The sequence below is a fragment of the Methylorubrum populi genome (assembly GCA_036946625.1).
Lineage (GTDB): Bacteria > Pseudomonadota > Alphaproteobacteria > Rhizobiales > Beijerinckiaceae > Methylobacterium > Methylobacterium populi_C.
This window is the reverse complement of sequence record JAQIIU010000003.1, coordinates 1,454,209-1,473,513: the sequence shown is the minus strand read 5'-3', so window position 1 is coordinate 1,473,513 and position 19,305 is coordinate 1,454,209. Positions and strand designations below refer to the sequence as shown.

The 19,305-nt window shown below is 67.2% G+C and carries 15 protein-coding genes, 2 tRNA genes and 1 pseudogene; 10 read left to right on the top strand and 8 right to left on the bottom strand.

Annotated elements, in window-relative coordinates; translation table 11 throughout:
• The first annotated feature begins 11 nt into the window (after positions 1-11).
• Genes pth through nfi form a run of 5 tightly spaced genes read left to right on the top strand, consistent with a single transcriptional unit; the run spans position 12 to position 3,164 of the window.
• Positions 12-656 carry an aminoacyl-tRNA hydrolase gene (gene pth, locus PGN25_18425; GenBank protein MEH3119494.1) on the top strand — a complete coding sequence of 215 codons (645 nt, stop codon included), beginning with the start codon at positions 12-14 and terminating at the stop codon, positions 654-656.
• Between the two features lie 41 nt (positions 657-697).
• Positions 698-931: a hypothetical protein gene (locus PGN25_18420; protein MEH3119493.1), complete on the top strand. Its 234-nt coding sequence runs from the start codon at positions 698-700 to the stop codon at positions 929-931.
• Complete coding sequence (locus PGN25_18415; GenBank protein MEH3119492.1) at positions 921-1,370, top strand: PIN domain-containing protein; 450 nt, start codon at positions 921-923, stop codon at positions 1,368-1,370. Before PGN25_18420 ends, PGN25_18415 begins: the two co-directional genes overlap by 11 nt.
• A gap of 20 nt (positions 1,371-1,390) precedes the next feature.
• A complete protein-coding gene (gene ychF, locus PGN25_18410; GenBank protein MEH3119491.1) occupies positions 1,391-2,488 on the top strand; it encodes a redox-regulated ATPase YchF in 1,098 nt (365 codons plus the stop codon).
• 13 nt (positions 2,489-2,501) lie between these two features.
• Positions 2,502-3,164 carry a deoxyribonuclease V gene (nfi, locus tag PGN25_18405; protein ID MEH3119490.1) on the top strand — a complete coding sequence of 221 codons (663 nt, stop codon included), beginning with the start codon at positions 2,502-2,504 and terminating at the stop codon, positions 3,162-3,164.
• A 195-nt stretch (positions 3,165-3,359) separates the two neighbouring features.
• Here nfi and polA read toward each other — a convergent pair whose 3' ends face one another.
• Complete coding sequence (gene polA / locus PGN25_18400; protein ID MEH3119489.1) at positions 3,360-6,500, bottom strand: DNA polymerase I; 3,141 nt, start codon at positions 6,498-6,500, stop codon at positions 3,360-3,362.
• A 456-nt stretch (positions 6,501-6,956) separates the two neighbouring features.
• On the opposite strand from polA, the gene PGN25_18395 reads away from it, so the two are divergent.
• On the top strand, positions 6,957-7,268 hold the full coding sequence (locus PGN25_18395) for a hypothetical protein (protein MEH3119488.1): 312 nt from the start codon (positions 6,957-6,959) through the stop codon (positions 7,266-7,268).
• A 190-nt stretch (positions 7,269-7,458) separates the two neighbouring features.
• Positions 7,459-8,160 carry a hypothetical protein gene (locus tag PGN25_18390; GenBank protein ID MEH3119487.1) on the top strand — a complete coding sequence of 234 codons (702 nt, stop codon included), beginning with the start codon at positions 7,459-7,461 and terminating at the stop codon, positions 8,158-8,160.
• A 188-nt stretch (positions 8,161-8,348) separates the two neighbouring features.
• Here the strand turns inward: PGN25_18390 and PGN25_18385 are convergent.
• Positions 8,349-8,424, bottom strand: a tRNA-Ala gene (locus PGN25_18385).
• A gap of 259 nt (positions 8,425-8,683) precedes the next feature.
• Complete coding sequence (locus tag PGN25_18380; GenBank protein MEH3119486.1) at positions 8,684-9,478, bottom strand: ABC transporter permease; 795 nt, start codon at positions 9,476-9,478, stop codon at positions 8,684-8,686.
• 360 nt (positions 9,479-9,838) lie between these two features.
• Between PGN25_18380 and PGN25_18375 the strand changes: the two genes are divergently transcribed.
• From PGN25_18375 to PGN25_18365, 3 genes and pseudogenes are all read left to right on the top strand, one after another.
• Positions 9,839-10,438 (top strand): urea carboxylase-associated family protein, encoded by a 600-nt coding sequence (locus PGN25_18375; protein ID MEH3119485.1) that lies wholly within the window; start codon positions 9,839-9,841, stop codon positions 10,436-10,438.
• A 272-nt stretch (positions 10,439-10,710) separates the two neighbouring features.
• Positions 10,711-11,466, top strand: coding sequence for a guanitoxin biosynthesis heme-dependent pre-guanitoxin N-hydroxylase GntA (gene gntA / locus PGN25_18370; protein MEH3119484.1), 756 nt, complete (start codon positions 10,711-10,713; stop codon positions 11,464-11,466).
• 71 nt (positions 11,467-11,537) lie between these two features.
• A pseudogene (locus PGN25_18365) lies at positions 11,538-11,668 on the top strand (L-histidine N(alpha)-methyltransferase).
• A gap of 27 nt (positions 11,669-11,695) precedes the next feature.
• On the opposite strand, the gene PGN25_18360 reads toward PGN25_18365, so the two are convergent.
• The 5 genes from PGN25_18360 to lon all read right to left on the bottom strand — a co-directional run bounded on the left by PGN25_18360 (position 11,696) and on the right by lon (position 19,094).
• Positions 11,696-12,868 (bottom strand): glycosyltransferase, encoded by a 1,173-nt coding sequence (locus PGN25_18360; GenBank protein ID MEH3119483.1) that lies wholly within the window; start codon positions 12,866-12,868, stop codon positions 11,696-11,698.
• A gap of 1,130 nt (positions 12,869-13,998) precedes the next feature.
• Positions 13,999-15,696: a methyl-accepting chemotaxis protein gene (locus PGN25_18355; protein MEH3119482.1), complete on the bottom strand. Its 1,698-nt coding sequence runs from the start codon at positions 15,694-15,696 to the stop codon at positions 13,999-14,001.
• Positions 15,697-15,699: 3 nt separating this feature from the next.
• The gene (locus PGN25_18350; GenBank protein ID MEH3119481.1) at positions 15,700-15,843 is read right to left on the bottom strand and encodes a hypothetical protein; all 144 of its coding nucleotides are present in this window, start codon (positions 15,841-15,843) and stop codon (positions 15,700-15,702) included.
• Between the two features lie 613 nt (positions 15,844-16,456).
• Positions 16,457-16,532, bottom strand: a tRNA-Val gene (locus PGN25_18345).
• Positions 16,533-16,670: 138 nt separating this feature from the next.
• Positions 16,671-19,094, bottom strand: coding sequence for an endopeptidase La (gene lon, locus PGN25_18340; protein ID MEH3119480.1), 2,424 nt, complete (start codon positions 19,092-19,094; stop codon positions 16,671-16,673).
• Positions 19,095-19,305: the final 211 nt, after the last annotated feature.

Here is a 19,305-nt window from a genome sequence, read left to right as displayed (position 1 = left end):
CGGGAGCGCGCATGCGGCTCATCGTCGGTTTGGGAAATCCGGGCCAGCGCTACGCGCGCAACCGCCACAACATCGGCTTCATGGCCGTGGACGAGATCGCCCGCATCCATCGGGCAAGCCCGTTCCGCCGCCGCTTCCAGGGCGAGGCGGCCGAGGCGGTGCTGGGCTCCGAGCGGGCCATCCTGCTCAAGCCCCAGACCTTCATGAACGAATCCGGCCGCTCGGTCGGCGAGGCGCAGCGCTTCTTCAAGATCCCGCTCGCCGACGTGATCGTGCTGCACGACGAGCTCGATCTGGCGCCGGCCAAGCTCCGGGTGAAGCTCGGCGGCGGCAATGCCGGCCATAACGGCCTGCGCTCAATCACGGCGCTCTGCGGCAACGACTATCGCCGGGTCCGGCTCGGCATCGGCCATCCCGGCGACAAGGCACGGGTGCACGCCTACGTCCTCAACGACTTCGCCAAGGCGGAAGAGCCCTGGGTCGAGGATCTCTGCCGCGCGACCGCGGACCACGCGGCCCTGCTGGCCGCGGGCGAGGATGCGAGCTTCCAGAACAAGGTGCATCTGGCCATGGCCGGCCGCGGCTGGGAGACGGTGAAGACGCCGGCCGAGGCCGGCAAGGCGAGGGCGAAGGACGCGACCCGCGACGCGAATTGACACGAAAACACGAGGACACGATACAGGCCGCGGAGGCCGTCATGAAGAACGTCACGGTAACGATGAGCGAGGCGCTGCTACAGCGGGCGCGTGTTGCCGCCGCACGGGACGGCAAGAGCCTGTCCCGCTTCGTCGCCGAGGCGGTCGAGCAGCGCGTCGGCCGACCGTTGACGCAGAGCGAGGCGATCGAGCGCTTCCTGGCCGGACCGCCTCTCCACGTCTTGGACGAGAACGGGATGGCGCCGACGACGGCGCAATTGTACGATGACGACTGATCTGGTCTTCGTCGATACGAACGTCTTCCTCTACGCTCGTGACGACCGCTTCCCCGCCAAGCAGCAGGCGGCCAGCCGATGGCTCGCGAGCCTTGCTGCGCGCGACGCGCTCGTGGTGAGTCCTCAGGTCCTCGGTGAACTGATCAATGCCGTCCTGCGCGGCAAGGTCGCCGTGGACCCGAGCGAGTTGCGGCGCATGACGGTCGAGCTTCACGCCTCGTCGCAGGGGACGACCGACCTCGAACTCATCGCGCAGGCATGGACAATCCGCGCGGAAACCGCCTTCCAGTGGTGGGATTGCGTCATCCTCGCATCCGCGATCCGAGCCGGTTGCCGATACCTTCTCTCGGAGGATTATCAGCACGGCCGCACGGTCCGCGGGACCACCATCCTCAATCCCTTCACCGTCGGCCCAGAGGCCGTCGTGACCGAGCATTAGGACGAGCATCAGGACCAGCCATGGGCTTCAAATGCGGCATCGTCGGCCTGCCGAACGTCGGCAAGTCGACCCTCTTCAACGCGCTGACGCAGACCGCCGCGGCCCAGGCCGCGAACTACCCGTTCTGCACCATCGAGCCGAACGTGGGCGAGGTCGCCGTGCCCGATCCGCGGCTCGACGACCTCGCCCGGATCGCCTCCTCGAAGGAGATCGTTCCGACGCGGCTGACCTTCGTCGACATCGCCGGCCTCGTGCGCGGCGCCTCGAAGGGCGAGGGTCTCGGCAACCAGTTCCTCGCCAACATCCGCGAGGTCGACGCCATCGCCCACGTGGTGCGCTGCTTCACGGACGGCGACGTCACCCACGTCGAGGGCAGGGTCGATCCGATCGCCGACATCGAGACCATCGAGACCGAGCTGATGCTGGCCGATCTCGACAGCCTGGAGAAGCGCGTCGTCGCCCTGGAGAAGCGCGCCAAGGGCTCCGACAAGGAGGCCAGGGAGTTCCTCGACCTCGTCAACCGGGCGCTGCCGCTGCTGCGCGACGGCAAGCCCGCGCGTCTGGTCGAGCGCAAGCCGGAGGAGGAGCGGCTGTTCCAGCAGCTCGGCCTGATGACGGCGAAACCCGTGCTCTACGTCTGCAACGTCGACGAGGGCGACGCCGACAAGGGCAATGCCCACGCGCAGGCCGTGTTCGACCGCGCCAGGGCGGAGGGTGCGGTCGCCGTGGTGGTCTCGGCCAAGATCGAGAGCGAGATCGCGGTGATGCCGGAGGCCGACCAGGCCGAGTTCCTCGAAGCCGTCGGGCTGGCCGAGCCCGGCCTCAACCGGGTGATCCGCGCCGGCTACGACCTGCTCGGCCTCGTGACTTACTTCACCGTCGGCCCGAAGGAGGCCCGCGCCTGGACGATCACCAAGGGAACCCGCGCCCCGGCGGCGGCGGGCGTGATCCACACCGACTTCGAGAAGGGCTTCATCCGCGCGGAGACCATCGCCTTCAAGGACTACACGACATTGAACGGCGAGGCCGGCGCCCGCGATGCCGGCAAGCTGCGGCTCGAAGGCAAGGACTACGTGGTGCAGGACGGCGACGTGCTGCACTTCCGCTTCGCCAACTGACGGGGAGCCCGGCATGGAGCTCCACCCGCGCCATGCCTGGGACCTGACGCCGGCCGAGGCGGTCGCACTCCAGCGCCGGCTCCGCACCGAGATCGCGGCCGACCGGGCCATCGATCTCGGCGCCCTACGGCTGGTGGCCGGGGTCGATGTCAGCGTGAAGAACGAGCGCTCCCGCGCGGCGGTCGTCGTCGTGACCTTTCCGGGCTTTCTTCTCGTCGAGACCGCGGTCGCCGAGCGGCCGACGCCGTTCCCCTACATCCCCGGCCTCCTGAGTTTTCGCGAAGGGCCGGTGCTGGAGGAGGCGTTCGGGCGCCTGCGGACGGAGCCGGACGTGTTCCTGTTCGACGGCATGGGCACGGCGCACCCGCGCCGCATCGGCATCGCCAGCCATATGGGCCTGTGGCTGCAGCGCCCGACCGTCGGCGTCGGCAAGACGCGGCTCGTCGGCACCAACGCGCCGCTGCCCGAGGCGAAGGGCGCGCACGTGCCGCTGATCGACCGCGGCGAGACCATCGGCGCCGTGGTCCGCACCCGCACGGCCAAGCACCCGCTGTTCATCTCGCCGGGGCACCTCGCCGACATCCCGAGCGCGGTCGAGCTGGTGCTGGCCTGCTCGCCGAAGTACCGCCTGCCGGAGCCGATCCGCCTCGCGCACACGGCGGCCGGCGATTTCTGATACGGTGACGGCCTCCTTCATCCTTCGTCATTGCGAGCGAAGCGAAGCAATCCAGCGGCGCGACTCCTCCGGAAAAGGCAGCGCACCGGATTGCTTGCGCCGAGCCTCGCAATGACGGGGAGAAAAACCTCCGCCGCCATCGCGAGCGGCAGCGAAGCGGTCTGGACACCGTAACGTCGGCGGCTTCCGAAGGCGTCAGTGCGCCTCCTCCCAGTTCCCCGCCGCCCGCGCCTCGACCACCAGCGGGACACTGAGCGTCAGGGCCGGCGCGGGCGCCTCCTCCATCACCCGCGCGATCACCGGAATCGTCGCCTCCACCTCGTCGTCGGGCACCTCGAAGACGAGTTCGTCGTGCACCTGCAGCAGCATCCGCGCGGTGAGCTTTTTCGCTTCCAGCGCATCCTCCATCCGCGTCATGGCGCGGCGGATGATGTCGGCGGCGGTGCCCTGGATCGGGGCGTTGATGGCCTGGCGCTCGACGCTCGCCCGCTCGGACGGGTTGTTCGAGCGGATCTGCGGATAGTGGCAGACGCGGCCGAACAGGGTGGTGACGTACCCTTTCTCCCGGCATGACCGCTTGGTGGTGTCGATGTAGTCGCGGATGCCCGGAAAACGCTCGAAATACTGCTTGATGAAGGCGGAGGCCTCCTCGCGGCCGATGCCGAGCCGGTCGGCCAGCCCGAAGGCCGAGATGCCGTAGATGATGCCGAAATTGATGGTCTTGGCCCGCCGCCGCAGGTCGCCGGTCATCTGGTCGAGGGCGACGCCGAACATGGCCGAGGCGGTGGCCGCGTGAATGTCGAGCCTCTGTTCGAACGCCTCGCGCAATTGCGGGATGTCGGCGATGTGGGCCAGCAGCCGCAGCTCGATCTGCGAGTAGTCGGCCGAGATCAGCTTCTTGCCCTCGGGCGCCACGAAGGCGCGGCGGATACGCCGGCCTTCCTCCGTGCGCACCGGGATGTTCTGCAGGTTCGGGTCCGAGGAGGAGAGTCGGCCCGTCGTCGTCGCGGCGAGCGCGAAGGAGGTGTGGACGCGGTTGGTGCCGCGGTCGGCGTGCTCCTGGAGCGAGTCGGTGTAGGTCGATTTCAGCTTCGAGAGCTGGCGCCAGTTCAGGATCTTCTTCGGAAGATCATGGCCGGCCTGGGCGAGTTCCTCCAAGAGGGTCGCGGGCGTGGCCCACTGCCCCGAAGGCGTCTTCTTGGCGCCGGGCAGGCCCATCTTGCCGAACAGCACGTCGCCGATCTGCTTCGGCGACGAGACCTGGAATTTTTCGCCCGCGTCCTCCTGAATCTCCTCCTCGAGCCGCGCGAGGATCTGCGAAAAGTCGCCGGAGAGGCGGCCCAGCATCTCGCGGTCGATGCGGATGCCGGCCCGCTCCATCCGCGCCAGCACCGGCACCAGCGGGCGCTCCAGCGTCTCGTAGACGGCGACCCGCCGCTCGGCGACGAGGCGCGGCTTCATCATCCGCCACAGGCGCAAGGTCACGTCGGCGTCTTCCGCCGCGTAGGCGGTCGCCTTGTCGATCGCCACGCGGTCGAAGGTGACCTTGTTGCGCCCGGTGCCCGCCACGTCCGAGAAGGTGATCGGCTGGTGGCCGAGATGGCGGCGGGCGAGTTCGTCCATGCCGTGCCCGCCCTTGCCGGCATCGAGCACGTAGGAGATCAGCATCGTGTCGTCGAACGGCGTCACGTCTATACGATAGCGGTGGAGCACCGAAAGGTCGTATTTCAGGTTCTGCCCGACCTTGAGCGTGCCCGCATCCTCAAGCAGCGGCTTGAGCAGCTTGAGGGCGGTCTCGAAATCGATCTGACCGGGCTGCCTGTCGGAGGCGTCGGCCTCCGCACCGCCGTCGCCGAACAGGTCGCCGCCCTTCACCTCGGGCTTGACGTGGGCGAGCGGGATGTAGGCGGCCCGACCCGGCGCGGTGGCGAGCGAGATCCCGACGAGGCCGGCCTTGGCCGCGTCGAGCGCGTCGGTCTCGGTATCGACCGCGATCACGCCGGCCTCGTAGCTCTCGGCGATCCAGGCCTCCAACTGCTCGACCGTGGCGACCGTCTCGTAGGCCGCCGTGTCGAACGGCTTCACCGCTTCCGCGGCGCGGGCGGCGACCAGCGTCGAGGGCGTCGGCTCCGAGGGCCCGCGCTTCTTCGGCGCCGCCTCCGGCAGGTCGAGATCGGCGAAGGGATCGACTTCGCCCGCCTCGGGCGGCGCCGCGCCGTCCGCGCGCTCGGGCGCGGCTTCCGTCTCGGGATCGACCGGCACCTCGTCGCCGAAGAACGGCACCGCATCGCTGCCGCCGGCCGCGTTGGCGTAGGCGTGGGGCCGGGCCCCCGGCAGCAGCGCCGGATCGGGCTTCACCGCCTCCGGATCGACGTGGAGCATCTGCGCGATGCGCCGCGTCAGGGTGTTGAACTCCATCGCCTTCAGGAAGCCGACGAGCTTTTCCGGATCGGGCTGCGGCACGCCGAGTGCGTCGAGCGGGACCGGCACCGGCACGCTCTCTTCGAGCGCCACCAGCCGGCGCGAGAGCTTGGCCTGATCGATGTTGGCGAGCAGAGTCTCGCGGCGCTTGGGCTGCTTGATCTCGGCCGCGCGCTCCAGAAGCTGCTCCAGGCTGCCGTATTCCTTGATCAGCGCAGCCGCCGTCTTCAGGCCGATGCCCGGCACGCCCGGCACGTTGTCCGAGGTGTCGCCGATCAGGGCCAGCGCGTCGCCGATCCGTTCCGGGACGAGGCCCTCCCACTTGGTGATGATCGCCTCGCGGTCGAGGTTGCGCTCAGGGCGGTAGCCGGGCTTGCCCCTGGCGCCGGACTCGAAGTCGTAGAACCGGATCTTGTCCGAGACGAGCTGCATCAGGTCCTTGTCGGAGGACACGATGATGACCTCGGCGCCCCGCGCCTCCGCCTGCCGGGCGTAGGTCGCGATCAGGTCGTCCGCCTCGTAGCGCTCCAGTTCCACCGCGTGCAGGCCGAAGGCACGCACCGCGTCGCGCATCAGCGGCATCTGCCGCTTGAGGTCGTCGGGGGCATCGGGGCGGTGGCCCTTGTAGTCGGGGAACAGCTCCTTGCGGAACGAGCCTTCGGACTTGTCGAAGACGATGCCGAGATGGGTCGGCTTCACGCCCGCCGCGCCGTCCTGAAGGAACTGGGCGATCTTGGTGCAGAACAGGCGCACCGCCCCCGTGGGCAGACCGTCGGAGGGCCGGGTGTTGTACTTCTGGTCCTGATTGATCGACTGGAAGTAGGCCCGGAAGATGAAGGACGAGCCATCGACGAGGATCACCCGGTCGTCGGCGCCGACGGGCTTGTCCGATTGCGGTCGCGTCTCGTCGGTCATCGGTCGAACAGCCATCGGCGAACAAGGGCCCGGAGGCGGGCCCGAGCCGATGCATAGAGCATTTCGGGGGCGCCGGGACATCACCGGAGCGCCAGGAAATGCCGCGGGTCCCCGGCTCTCTTGCGCTCGGCGGCAGCCCGAAGATGAAAAAGTCGCGAGCCGCCGGCCCTCGGTGCGCTTGTGCACGAGCCCCGCCGGCGCGCCCGCTTCCTCGGGAACACTTTGAGAGGAAATCGCTTTTTCGGCGCGCGCAATGTCGCGGCAGCAAATTTCCAGAAACGTTCGGCTATTCTGAACGATATCGATGCTGCACTGCGACAAACAGGCTATTGCCGCGCGGGAAATCGACACCAGATCGGGCTCATCGAAGACGGGCAGCGGTGCGTCGAACCGCAATACAGGTTAGATCCGCCCTCGTCACCCCGCGCATCACAACGGAATCCGAAAGGAACGATCATGAAGAACCGGACCAAGATCACCGCCGCCCTCGCTTTGGCCCTCGGCCTCGCCGCGACACCGAGCCTCGCTCAAAGCCCCGCCTCGGACAGTGCCAGCTACAACCGTGACGGCACGCTGAACGTCTGGGGTGCGCATATCGACCCGGCGCAGGGGCGCGGCGGCCTGATCGGCGGCGTCACCGGCGCGGCGGGCAACATCGTCGGCGGCACCGTGGACGCGGCGGACGACATCGTCACCGGCTCGGTCCGCCGTCCGGCCGGCGACACCGCCTATCCGGCCTCGGGCAGTTCCGGCCGCCCGGCGTACTGAGCCCTCTCGGCAACGACATGGCGTCGATGGGGGACGGCGGGGCGTGAACCTCGCCGTTCTCTTTTGCGTGCCGCACCGGGCGTTCACGAAAAATCCATAGTTCCGCCAAGCTTCCGCCGGAACCGTAAAGCTGGCCCTCCTGTTGACAGCGCATCGGTCGAACGCGACCGCCTCGCTTCAGGAGCCGTCGATGCCCTCGACCTCGCCCCGCTCCGGACGTTGCTTCGCGCTCGTCCTGGCTTCGTCCGCCCTCGTTCTGTCCACCGCCGCCGGAGTCCGCGCACAGGAGGGCGGCCTCGGCGGCCTGTTCCAGCAGTTGTTCGCGCCGCAACAGACTGCCCCCGCCCCCGCGCCGGTCGCCCCCATCGATGTCTATGGCGGTGGCGAGGTGAACGAGCGCTACCGCTGGCGCCGTCATCGCGGCACGACGGAGCGGAGCCGTCCGAAGGTCCGCTACGCCGCCCTGCCGGAGGATGGGGACGGGATCAGCGGAAAACAGCCGGTCGACTCGAAGGCGATCGCCGCCAATCCGACGGCAGCGCTCCTGCGGGACGAGACCCTGCGCCCCGGGGACATCGTGGTGATGTCCGGTGGTCCGAAAGTGTTCATGGGTCATGAGGAGCGTGGCCGCGGCGCCAAGGCGGCGCGTCACCGGCTGAGCGATTTCGAGGACGTGAAGCGGTCCCGCTCGATCGACGCCAAGACCCGTCGGCAATTGCTGGCGATGATGCTGCCGCACGGCGCCATGCCCGCCGACGAAGCGCGCAAGGCCCTGGCCAAGGCCCGCCGATGGGCGCCGCGAGAGGATGTCGAGACGCTCGACCGCCAAGCCCGCACCGAGACGGAGCCGCGGACCACCCGGGTCGTCAGTCCCTGGCGGACGGCGCGGTAACCCGGACCACGCACGGAACCGTCGAGGGCCCAGGCAAACCCGACCTTTCGGACGAGCCCGCAACGGCGCAGCCATATACGATCGCTCCGGACGCGATCGGCCCATCGAACGAATTTCGGAGAATTCGTATCAAGCGTCCGACGCTCGGAATGAAACCGAAGCGTCCGCCTCGTAACGCCGATTTGAGATGGTGGAGCCTAACGGGATCGAACCGATGACCTCTTCCATGCCATGGAAGCGCTCTCCCAGCTGAGCTAAGGCCCCATCACTTTGTCGCGGTGACCGCTTCCGGCCTCCGTCGCCACCGACGGCGCTGAGTGCGTCGGCGATGGCGGTTCTATAAGGGGCGGATCGGCGGGACTCAACCCCCTTTTTTCGAGGCGCCGCCGACTTTTTGAGCCGCCTCGCAATCCACGCCGTGCGATCGATCCACGCGCGTCCGGTGCGGCCGATCCCGGGCTTTCCGTGAGCGATGCAAGCCGCCGCTGTCCCCGGCGAACGCGACGACCGCGGCCCGTCCCCCCTACACCTGCGCCCGAACGACGTAGCGCTCCATGAGAAGACCGATGGTGAGGCTGCCGAAGATGCAGCCGAAGACGTAGATGTAATCGACCTGAATGGGGAGCGTCGGATCATAGCCGAGGCGGACCCATTCGATGAGCTGCGTGATCGGATTCCATTTCATGTAGCCGTAAATCTCTTCCGGCATGTAGCAGGCCATGAAATAGACACCACTCGTAAGATAGAGCGTCAAGGTCACCAAAATATAGCCGATCTGCCATCCCGGGAATACGGAACAGATTCCGACATTGATCGTCCCGACACCGATCCCGAGGCCGATGGCGGCCAAGTACCCCGTGATCGCGGTGACCATGTCGACCGGGACGGGATCGGCACCGAAGCAGAGGAGGACGACGCAGACGAGGCTGACGCCCATGAAACTGCTGACGATCTCGACGAGGATGCGCGCCACGACGGTGTCGAACCGCTTCACCTGCGGGAAATAGGTCAGCGGCTTGTGGATCATGTAGCCTTTCATGACCTCGCGGGAGATGTACTGGAAAGCCAGGGCCGGCAGCGCGCCCGTGGCGACGAAGACCATCGCGTTGTCGCCCATCGGGGCGGTGATGCCGCGAAACGTCATGGCCCCGACGATGATCGCCAAGTGGGCGCAGGGCCAGAGCACCTGCACGAGGTAACCCCAGTAGTTGCCGCCGAAGCGGCTGCGCATGTCGCGCAGCATCAAGGCGCTGATGACCCGCAGGTAGACGTCGAGATGGCTCTGGCGGCGAGGCAGAGACGAGGCGTGGGCGTTCATGGAATCCGTCGTCACGGGGCGGTCGCGCCTCTATGGTCCTCCGCAATCGCGACGAAATCGAGGACGGGCCGACACCTCAGGAGGCCGAGCCCGCCTCCGGCGGATCGGAACGCGAGGCGACGCGGTGAGAATGCTGCCAATACCACCGTGAACACCGCGAGGCCGAGCCACGGCCCCGCCCCGCCGAGCGTGTCCGCGGCGAGGGCGAGGCAGGCGCTGCGGCCGGAACGCTCACACGGGGCGGGAACCCGACAACTCCCTCGTCTGATCCCCTGTCGCGCCAACGCTGCGGCCAAGCCTGCTCCGCCGCCGACCCACGCAGACCCGCGGGCAGCGCCCGCTTCGAGGAGACCCCATTCGATGAGCCAGACCGCCGCGCGCCACGAGATCCCGCCGCGCTCGGGGACCGCCTTCACCCTGGACCGCGGCCAGCGTCTCACCGTGATCGATCCGCAGGGCGAGCAGGTGGCCGACCTCGTCGCCTTCCGCCGGGACGACCTCGACGAGGCCATCTCCTCGGGCCGCACCATCGATTACGCCTCGCGCATCTTCCTCACGACGGGCGACCCGATCTACTCCAACCGCTCCAACGTGCTGCTGCGCATCGTGGAGGACACGGTGGGACGCCACGACTTCCTGCTCACGCCCTGCTCGGCCGACACCTTCCGGATCATCTACGGCGACGAGCATCCGCACCGCGGCTGCTTCGGCAATCTCGCCGAGGCACTGGCACCCTACGGGATCGCGCCGGACCGGATCCCCGTCGCCTTCAACGTGTTCATGCACGTCACCGTCGACGGGCAGAGCGGCGAAATCGCCGTACGTCCGCCGCTCAGCCAAGCCGGCGACCGGGTGAGCTTCGTCGCCGAAACCGACCTCGTCGTCGGCCTGACGGCCTGCTCGGCCCTGCAATCCAACAACTTCTCCTTCAAGCCGATCCACTACGAGATCGAATCCTGAACCCAGACAGGAAGTCTTTGCGCGCGATTTCGAACATTCTGCGCCACGATGTCGCGGACACACAAGAAGACCGCAGAAGAGATAACCACTGTAGTTTTACGGTTATCCCCAGCGGCAGCGGAACAATGGATTGGTCCTGCGGTTTTCCGCGCAGTTCATCTTCTCCGAGGGCCGGCCGACTGCGGACGGCCGAATCTCCTCACATCCCGGCTGCCGACTCGGGCCGAGAACCCGCTTCGCCGCATCCGCTTGCCCGCTTCGCACGAGGTGTCATGCTTCTGCCTACCGACGATGCCGGTCACCCCCTGGCCGAACGCTTTCGGCACTTCATCCGCCAGCAGCCCTTCCCCTGCGTCGGCGCCAAATCCGCCCTGTCCCGCGGGCAGATCAAGGTGCTGGTTGCCCGCGACATCGCCTCCGACCGCGACGACGGGCGGATCTACCCGGCGCTGCTGGCCTTCATCTGCCGCTATCGCGCCCGCCGCGACCGGTTCCAGAGCTTCGCCGTGGTGTTCGAGGAACCGCGCCGCCTCTCGGAGGAGGCGTTCGAGGCCGCCCTGTGGCAGCGGATGCAGTCGCTGTCCGACCGCGACAGCGGGCTCGGCCATCCCCAGGACCCACGGGTTTCGGCCGATCCGGACGACATGCACTTCTCCATGAGCCTCGGCGGCGAGGGTTTCTTCATCGTCGGGCTGCATCCGGGAGCGAGCCGCAAGGCGCGCCGCTTCGAGAATCCGGTGCTGGTGTTCAACCTGCACGACCAGTTCGAGCGCCTGCGGGCCGAGGGCCGCTACGAGCGGATGCGCGATTCCATCGTCGAGCGGGACGTGGCCTGGACCGGCTCGGCCAACCCGATGCTCGCCCGGCACGGCGAGCGCTCCGCCGCACGGCAGTTCAGCGGGCGGGCGGTGCCGGACGATTGGATCTGCCCCTACCGCCGCCGCGAGAACGCGCCGGAATGGGACGCGCAGCAGGTCGCGGCCGATCTGCGCTCGGGCGCCTTCGTCGCCGGACAGATGGAGGGTTGAAGATGGCGCGGGCCGCCTCTCTCTCCCATGAGGCGGGCGCCCGCGACGAGACGCGCGAGGATGCGCTGTTCATCCGAACCGACACTTCTCACAAGTATCCGCCCGAGACGTTCCGCGCCCTGGCAGCGGCACAGGGATGGGAGCCGGTTCGCCTCTGGGTCGATGCGGAAGCGGCGTCAGCCTACATCTGTTCCGCGCTTGATGCGGTGCGCGAGACCGGCTTTTCGCATCAGCCTCGGGGCGGCGCGTCGGCGAGGTAGGTCAGCAGCGCGAGCCAGGTCGGCAGGCAGTACCGCCGCCGGTCGTAGCGCTCGACGACCGTGCGCCGGGCCGCCTCGCGCAGGAGCCGCGCCCGCTCCGGTGAGCGGCAGGCGGTGATCAGTTCCTCCGCCAGAGCGTCCGCATCGAAGAAGTCGCGGACGATCCCGTTGACGCCGTCCTGCATCACCTCGTGGATCGGCGCGCAGTTCGAGGCGATCACGAGGCACTCGCAGGCCATCGCCTTGAGCAGCGAGCGGGAGAGGGCGAAGGGATAGGTGTAGGCGACATGGGCCGTCGCGACCGAGAGCGCGGCCAGCATTTCCTCGTGGGACAGCCGGCCCAGGAAGTGAACGCGCTCCAGATCGAACCGCCCCTCCAGTTCGGCCAGCATCCGCTCCTTCCAGGTCTGGGCCCGCGAGACCTTGGTCACGGAATTGCGGCGCCCGTCCTCGCCGATCACCAGGATCTCGGCCTGCGGCACCGCCGCCAGCAGGCGCGGCAGGGCACGCATGAAGGTCGGAAAGCCGCGCAGGGGCTCCAGTCGGCGGGCAATGAAGGTGACGACGGGCACCGCTTTGGTCAGGACGCGTCCGGTCGGCAACCGCACCACCGCCCTGGGATCGTAGCGCACCCGATCCGTGTCGATCCCCTCGTGGATCACGCTGGCTTGCGCCCGAAGCGCCGGCGGCAGGAGGCCGCGCTGGAACTCGGTCGGACAGACCAGCCGGTCGGCCTCGGCATAGGCCATCGCCAGCGCCGCATTGCCCGCCCGATCCCGAAGGCGGTCCTCCAGGGACGGTGGGCGGGCCCACTCGGCATCGAAGCCGAGCGCATCGCCCTCCGCTCGATAGTACGGCGCGTAAGCGAGCCCGCGGGCGCGCGGAAACACCTGATTGAGGAGCAGCGTCTCGCCCCGGCTCGGATGGCCGACGATGACGGACGGATCGAACCCGTGCTTGCGCAGTTCGAGGGCACAGCCCAGGGCGGCGGTGGCGTTGATGAACGCCGCCTCGGCGGGGCTCGCCAGAGGGAACAGGCCGGGCGTCGCCGTCCGGCCCGGTCGCCAGCGCAGGACCGGCAGGCCGGACAGGCCCGGGGCCGTCTCCGCGGCGATGGCCGCGCAGCGATGCCCCCGGTCCATGAGAGCCTCGGCGAGAAAGCCGAACGGGCCCGGAAAATGACTGTGAACGAACAGGAAATCCGTCATCCCGGCGCGCCGGTCTCCTCATGCCCTTCCGGCGCCATGCAGCGGACGCTCGAGCGCCTCTTCGCCTGTCCCCAAGGTTGAGCGACTCAGCAGGGGCGCTTCATCCGCGCGAACGCATCGATACGGCGAAAAAGCCGTCGGCCGCATCGAACCGCGACGACCGGCCCAGGCGTCCCGCCAAAGGCCGTCGATTTGGCCCGGCTGCCCTCGAACGGGTCGGACGCGCACGATCACACCCGACGTTTCAGGGAAATTTGGGACGCTCAGTCAATTCAATCGGCCCATCTCCCGCTCGGCTTCGCATACAATCGCGTTCGTCGGTACGCCGAGGCATGACGATGAGAGGACGCAGAACCGTGCAGTACGGACGCCCCTTGCGCGGAAGGCAGGATGCCTGGATCCATCGGCGCTCGACGCGCATCGCCCCCGTGCTTTTGCGCGTGAAATCGAGGAACGGACGGCCAAGCCGCAACGTCCTCCGACCGGGCGGCAACGACAACTCGGCGGAAACGAGCGCAGGCGATGGCGCGGAGCAATCCGGTCTCGGAGCGGCTTCCTCCTCGACGTAGCAGGGTATCGGCGCGTCCGCCTCCGGACCGCGGTTGCGGCACAACCGAACACGCTGCGCGCAATCGAATGACAGACGGCCCTCTCGCGAGGGCTGTTGACTTTGTGCAGCCATCCACACAATGCCCCGGTTGAAGTAACGAAGTCCTCGATCCGCTTGGCGGGCGGCGAGGGACGGGAACCAGCCGAAGAATACTCTACGCACATCAATGACTTGGCGGCGCCGCGACAGACTATGGCGTATCAACCATGTGCTGCGCCGTGGAGCCCAAACAGTCGAGATATGGCGTTTGAGAGCCTGTTCGACCGGCCGACGTGTCTTCGTCAGGCAACGGCAAGGCGAGATGGGATCACCGCTTTCAAACAGGCACTCAGCGGCCTTCCGGCCGAGTATACCGCGAGCAGCCTGATCGCCTCGTCAAGAATGCGACGGGTCCGGGCCGTCCGAGCGACCCGAACCCTCGCGTGCCTTCTCGCCACGAAACGACGGCGTGCGATCAGGCCGCGCGCACGGTTTGCAGAAAGCGCGTGACTTCAAAACCCAGGTGCTCGGATTGGCGCGACAGTTCAGAGGCCGAGGCGAGCACCTGGGCCGCGGCCGCGCCCGTCTCCTCGGCGGCGCCCGCCACGCCCGCGATGTTGCCCGTCACCTCCGACGTGCCGGTCGAGGCCTGGGAGACGTTGCGGACGATCTCCTGCGTCGCCGCGCCCTGCTGCTCCACCGCCGCCGCGATGGCGGCTGCGGTCGCGTCGATGTCGCGGATGCGGCCGGCGATGCCGCCGATGGCCGAGACCGCTTGGCCGGTGACGCCCTGGATCTGCCCGATCTGACCCGAGATCTCCTCGGTCGCCCGCGCCGTCTGGTTGGCGAGTTCCTTCACCTCCGCGGCGACGACCGCGAAGCCGCGACCGGCCTCGCCGGCACGCGCCGCCTCGATGGTGGCGTTCAGCGCCAGCAGGTTGGTCTGGCCGGCGATGGAGGAGATCAGGCCGACCACGTCGCCGATGCGGCTCATGGCGGCATTCAATTCCTGCACGAGATGCGCGGTCTGGTCCGACTCCGACACGGCGGTCTGCGCCAGTTCGGCGGAGCCGGAGACCTGCCGGCCGATCTCGACGACGGAACTGCCGAGTTCCTCGGCGGCGGAGGCCACGGTGTTGACGTTGGTCGCCGCCTCCTCCGCCGCCGCGGCGACGGTGGTGGCCTGCGTCGCGGTCTCGGTCGCCGTCGCGGTCATGGTCGAGGCGGTGGCCTGCAACTCGGTGGCAGAGGACGAGACCATGCCGACGATGCCCCCCACGGCCGCCTCGAAGCGGTCGGCCAGCTCGATCATCGTGCGCTTGCGCTCGGCGGCGGCGGCCTCGTCGGCGATGCGGCGCATCTCAGCCTCCTCGGCGGCCTTGCGAGCCACCATGGCCTTGATCCCCTCGACGGCACGGCCGACGGCACCGATCTCGTCGCCGCGGACCGCTTCCCGGATCTCCGCATCCGTCTCACCCTGGGCCATGTGCTGAAGCACGCGAACGAGATTCGTGAGGGGGCGCGTGATCCCGAAGACGACGATCGCCGTCGCTAGGCCCAAGGCGAGCAGCAGACCGGCAACGGCACTCACAATCAGAAGGTTGGCGGCGCGATCCGCGGCTGCCCGAGCCGCCAGCTTGGCCTCGGCCAGTTCCTGCACAATTCCATCGATGCGGCGCTGAACTTGGTCGCACAGCGCGGCTCTAGCGGGCGAGGCCTCCTGCTGGGCGATCTTCATCGCAGCCGCACCCTCGTTGCGCAGCCCGAGATCCGTCGAACGAGCCAGGATGGTAAAGAACGTCTCGGCCGATTGACGCAGCCGCTGGTTCATCTCCCGTCGATTGGCTGTATCAGCCAGGGCAATCAAACGGTCGATCGCCTCATAGGCGCCCTTGATCGCGGCCTCGTGTCGAACCTTGTAACCATCCATCTGCTCTTGGCGGGTTTCGATGATAATATTCCGGTTCTGAATTGTCGCCTCGGTGATATGGATCTGCAAGCGCAGAATGTTCTCCTGGCGGCCCACCTGAACGTTGACGATGCGCTGCGCCTGCTCCGAAAGATCGAGCAGGGCATGGCGCGCATAGGCGATCAGACCCACGGCCATCATGGCCATGAGGCCGATGGGCGCAAGGATTTTGAGAATTATTTTACTATTCCTGAGCATGGACATAAATCATCCTTCTCTTTCTATTCGGCATTTGAAAAACGACATATTCATTAATACATGATAAATCGGCTGTGCCATCGCCATGATATCTTCGCACTGCACCATGGCCTGCATACCGCGAGATGCTTGTTCATTGTTGATGCGTCTCATTTCCCGTGTTTCCTGCGGTTCCGCTGAGAAGTGTGGAATTGCGGGAACACTTACTCCAAATGGGGTTACAGCGTACTTCGCAGCCAAACGGGCATCCCACCGAATGTATGATGCTGCACCCATTGGGGCGGCACGGCCTCGAACGGCCGCTTCCGGCTGTCGAGCCAACTGCCACTCTCCCCCTCATCGGTTCCCGCGAGCAAAAGGCAAACGTCGGATTTCAAGTAGTGGTCGGCTCGGCAGGACAGAAACCAACAAAAATCAAACCAATAAAAACAAAAAGATAACTAGTCTGCGACGACAGACTGCACATCGCTCGCGTGGTACGGCGCAAGGTAAAAGCCAAGTTTTTCGCAAGGAACCGTAGGAGGCTGAGAAGAGCCTCCACCGCCTTTCGGGCGTGTGGCCCGTCACCGCTTCAAGCGAGCCTCAACCGTGAACCCTGTCGCCCGCCATGAACTGATGGCATTCGATTTTGCGCGCTACAGAGATCGAGCAAAGCCAGGAATTTGGTTCGCTTAGCTCGCATACCCTCTGCACTCCGCATGCACCCCAGTACCCGCCGATCGGGGTGCATCACAAAGCCGAGCATCGGCTAAATCATTGCAAACACTGGTGGGCGGTGAGGGACTCGAACCCCCGACCCTCTCCGTGTAAAGGAGACGCTCTACCAACTGAGCTAACCGCCCGAACCGGCACCCTGTGAGCGTTACGGAAGGGAACGCGGCGGCGCAAGGCCAAGCCGCCGCCTCCGCTCTCCTGTCGGACGAAAAAGCCCCCGGGGCGGCTGCTCCGGGGGCTTCGTCATGGGGGCGGCGTGAGGACGGTCAGTGGGCGACCACCGCCGCACCGTCCTCGTCGCGCTTGGGCGTCTTGGCGGGCAGCGGTTCGTCCCACTCGATCGGCTCGGGCTGGCGCACGAGGGCGTGCTGCAGCACCTGGTCCATCCGCGAGACGGGCACGATCTCCAGGCCGTTCTTCACGCTGTCGGGCACCTCCGCGATGTCCTTGGCGTTCTCCTCGGGGATCAGCACCGTCTTGATGCCGCCGCGGAGCGCCGCGAGCAGCTTCTCCTTCAGGCCGCCGATCGGCAGGACGCGGCCGCGCAGGGTCACCTCGCCGGTCATCGCCACGTCGCGGCGCACCGGGATGCCGGTGAGCGTCGAGATGATGGCGGTGGCCATGGCGATGCCGGCCGACGGGCCGTCCTTCGGGGTCGCCCCCTCCGGAACGTGGACGTGGATGTCCCGGCGCTCGAACAGCGGCGGCTCGATGCCGAAGTCGATCGCCCGCGAGCGGACGTAGCTCGCCGCCGCCGAGATCGACTCCTTCATCACGTCGCGCAGGTTGCCCGTGACCGTCATCTTGCCCTTGCCGGGCATCATGACGCCCTCGATGGTCAGCAATTCGCCGCCCACCTCGGTCCAGGCCAGACCCGTCACGACGCCGACCTGATCGTCCGCGTCGATCTCGCCGTAGCGGAACTTCGGCGGACCGAGGAATTCCGGCAGCGTGTCGGGGCTGGCCTCCACCTGCTTCACCTTGGTGATCAGGATCTCCTTCACCGCCTTGCGGATCAGGTTGGAGATCTCGCGCTCCAGGTTGCGCACGCCCGCCTCCCGCGTGTAGCGGCGGATGAGCATCATCAGGCCGTCGTCGGTGATCGACCATTCGTCGGTCCCGAGCCCGTGCTTCTTCATCGCCTCGGGGATCAGGTGGCGGCGGGCGATCTGCAGCTTCTCCTCTTCGGTGTAGCCGGCGATGCGGATCACCTCCATCCGGTCCATCAGCGGGCCGGGGATGTTGAGCGTGTTGGCGGTCGTCACGAACATCACGTTCGAGAGATCGTAATCGACCTCAAGGTAGTGGTCGTTGAACGTGCCGTTCTGCTCCGGATCCAGAACCTCCAGCAGGGCGGCCGACGGGTCGCCGCGGAAATCCATGCCCATCTTGTCGATCTCGTCGAGCAGGATCAGCGGGTTCGAGGTCTTGGCCTTGCGCATCGACTGGACGATCTTGCCGGGCATCGAGCCGATATAGGTCCGGCGGTGACCGCGGATCTCGGCCTCGTCACGCACGCCGCCGAGCGACATCCGCACGAACTCGCGGCCCGTGGCCTTGGCGATCGACTTGCCGAGCGAGGTCTTGCCGACGCCGGGCGGGCCGACGAGGCAGAGGATCGGGCCGGTGAGCTTGTTCGCCCGCTGCTGCACGGCAAGGTACTCGACGATCCGGTCCTTGACCTTGTCGAGGCCGAAGTGATCCGAATCGAGAAGCGCTTGGGCGCCCAGCAGGTCCTTCTTGATCTTCGAACGCTTGCCCCACGGGATGCCGAGCATCCAGTCGAGGTAGTTGCGCACGACCGTGGCCTCGGCCGACATCGGCGACATCTGCCGCAGCTTCTTCAGCTCGGCGGTGGCCTTCTCGCGAGCCTCCTTGGTCAGCTTGGTCTTCTCGATCTTCTCCTCAAGCTCGGCCAGCTCATCCCGACCATCTTCGCTGTCGCCGAGCTCCTTCTGGATCGCCTTCATCTGCTCGTTGAGGTAGTACTCGCGCTGGGTCTTCTCCATCTGCCGCTTGACGCGGGTCCGGATGCGCTTCTCCACCTGCAGCACGGAGATCTCGCTCTCCATCAGCGACAGCACGCGCTCCAGGCGCTGCGCCACCGTGGGGATTTCGAGGATCGCCTGCTTGTCGGCGATCTTGACCGCGAGGTGCGAGCCGACGGTGTCGGCGAGCTTGGAGGGCTCGTCGATCTGCGTGACGGCGGAGACGACCTCGGGCGAGATCTTCTTGTTGAGCTTCACGTAGTTCTCGAACTCGGAGATCACCGAGCGGGCGAGCGCCTCGGCCTCGACGCGGTCGCCGAGATCGTCGGCGAGCGTGAGGGCACGCGCCTCGTAGTACTCGTCCGAGCGCACGAAGGACTCGATCTGCGCGCGGCCGGCGCCTTCGACCAGCACCTTCACGGTGCCGTCGGGCAGCTTGAGGAGCTGGAGCACGGAAGCCAGCGTGCCGATCGTGTAGATCGCGTCGGTGGCCGGATCGTCGTCGCCGGCGTTGATCTGCGTCGCGAGCAGGATGTGCCGGTCCGAGCGCACCGCCTCCTCAAGCGCGCGGATCGACTTCTCGCGGCCCACGAACAGGGGCACGATCATGTGCGGAAACACGACGATGTCGCGCAGCGGCAGGACGGCGTAGGAGCCCGTCGAACCGGGAACGACCGGCTGGCGCGATTTCGACTGGGTCATGGGGGTTTCCCTTATATGTTGACGCCGGGCATTCGCTCCTCATGCGGAGAGCAAGCATCCTGCCAGGTGCCGACCGGGCCGCGAAGGGTCGGAAGCGGAGAATTCGTTTGCGGCTGGTGACGCGGACCCGAACCTTTCGGGGGATCAAGCGTAGGGTCCCGCGCTGAGCCTGAAGTGGTCGTTGCGGGAGACGCTTTCAAGCGCGGCCCCC

Excerpts from the sequence above, each read along its gene's own strand:
- pth (MEH3119494.1), top strand. The coding sequence starts at position 12 with ATGCGGCTCATCGTCGGTTTGGGAAATCCGGGCCAGCGCTACGCGCGC.
- PGN25_18420 (MEH3119493.1), top strand. The coding sequence starts at position 698 with ATGAAGAACGTCACGGTAACGATGAGCGAGGCGCTGCTACAGCGGGCG.
- PGN25_18415 (MEH3119492.1), top strand. The coding sequence starts at position 921 with ATGACGACTGATCTGGTCTTCGTCGATACGAACGTCTTCCTCTACGCT.
- ychF (MEH3119491.1), top strand. The coding sequence starts at position 1,391 with ATGGGCTTCAAATGCGGCATCGTCGGCCTGCCGAACGTCGGCAAGTCG.
- nfi (MEH3119490.1), top strand. The coding sequence starts at position 2,502 with ATGGAGCTCCACCCGCGCCATGCCTGGGACCTGACGCCGGCCGAGGCG.
- polA (MEH3119489.1), bottom strand. The coding sequence starts at position 6,500 with ATGACCGACGAGACGCGACCGCAATCGGACAAGCCCGTCGGCGCCGAC.
- PGN25_18395 (MEH3119488.1), top strand. The coding sequence starts at position 6,957 with ATGAAGAACCGGACCAAGATCACCGCCGCCCTCGCTTTGGCCCTCGGC.
- PGN25_18390 (MEH3119487.1), top strand. The coding sequence starts at position 7,459 with ATGCCCTCGACCTCGCCCCGCTCCGGACGTTGCTTCGCGCTCGTCCTG.
- PGN25_18380 (MEH3119486.1), bottom strand. The coding sequence starts at position 9,478 with ATGAACGCCCACGCCTCGTCTCTGCCTCGCCGCCAGAGCCATCTCGAC.
- PGN25_18375 (MEH3119485.1), top strand. The coding sequence starts at position 9,839 with ATGAGCCAGACCGCCGCGCGCCACGAGATCCCGCCGCGCTCGGGGACC.
- gntA (MEH3119484.1), top strand. The coding sequence starts at position 10,711 with ATGCTTCTGCCTACCGACGATGCCGGTCACCCCCTGGCCGAACGCTTT.
- PGN25_18360 (MEH3119483.1), bottom strand. The coding sequence starts at position 12,868 with ATGGACCGGGGGCATCGCTGCGCGGCCATCGCCGCGGAGACGGCCCCG.
- PGN25_18355 (MEH3119482.1), bottom strand. The coding sequence starts at position 15,696 with ATGTCCATGCTCAGGAATAGTAAAATAATTCTCAAAATCCTTGCGCCC.
- PGN25_18350 (MEH3119481.1), bottom strand. The coding sequence starts at position 15,843 with ATGAGACGCATCAACAATGAACAAGCATCTCGCGGTATGCAGGCCATG.
- lon (MEH3119480.1), bottom strand. The coding sequence starts at position 19,094 with ATGACCCAGTCGAAATCGCGCCAGCCGGTCGTTCCCGGTTCGACGGGC.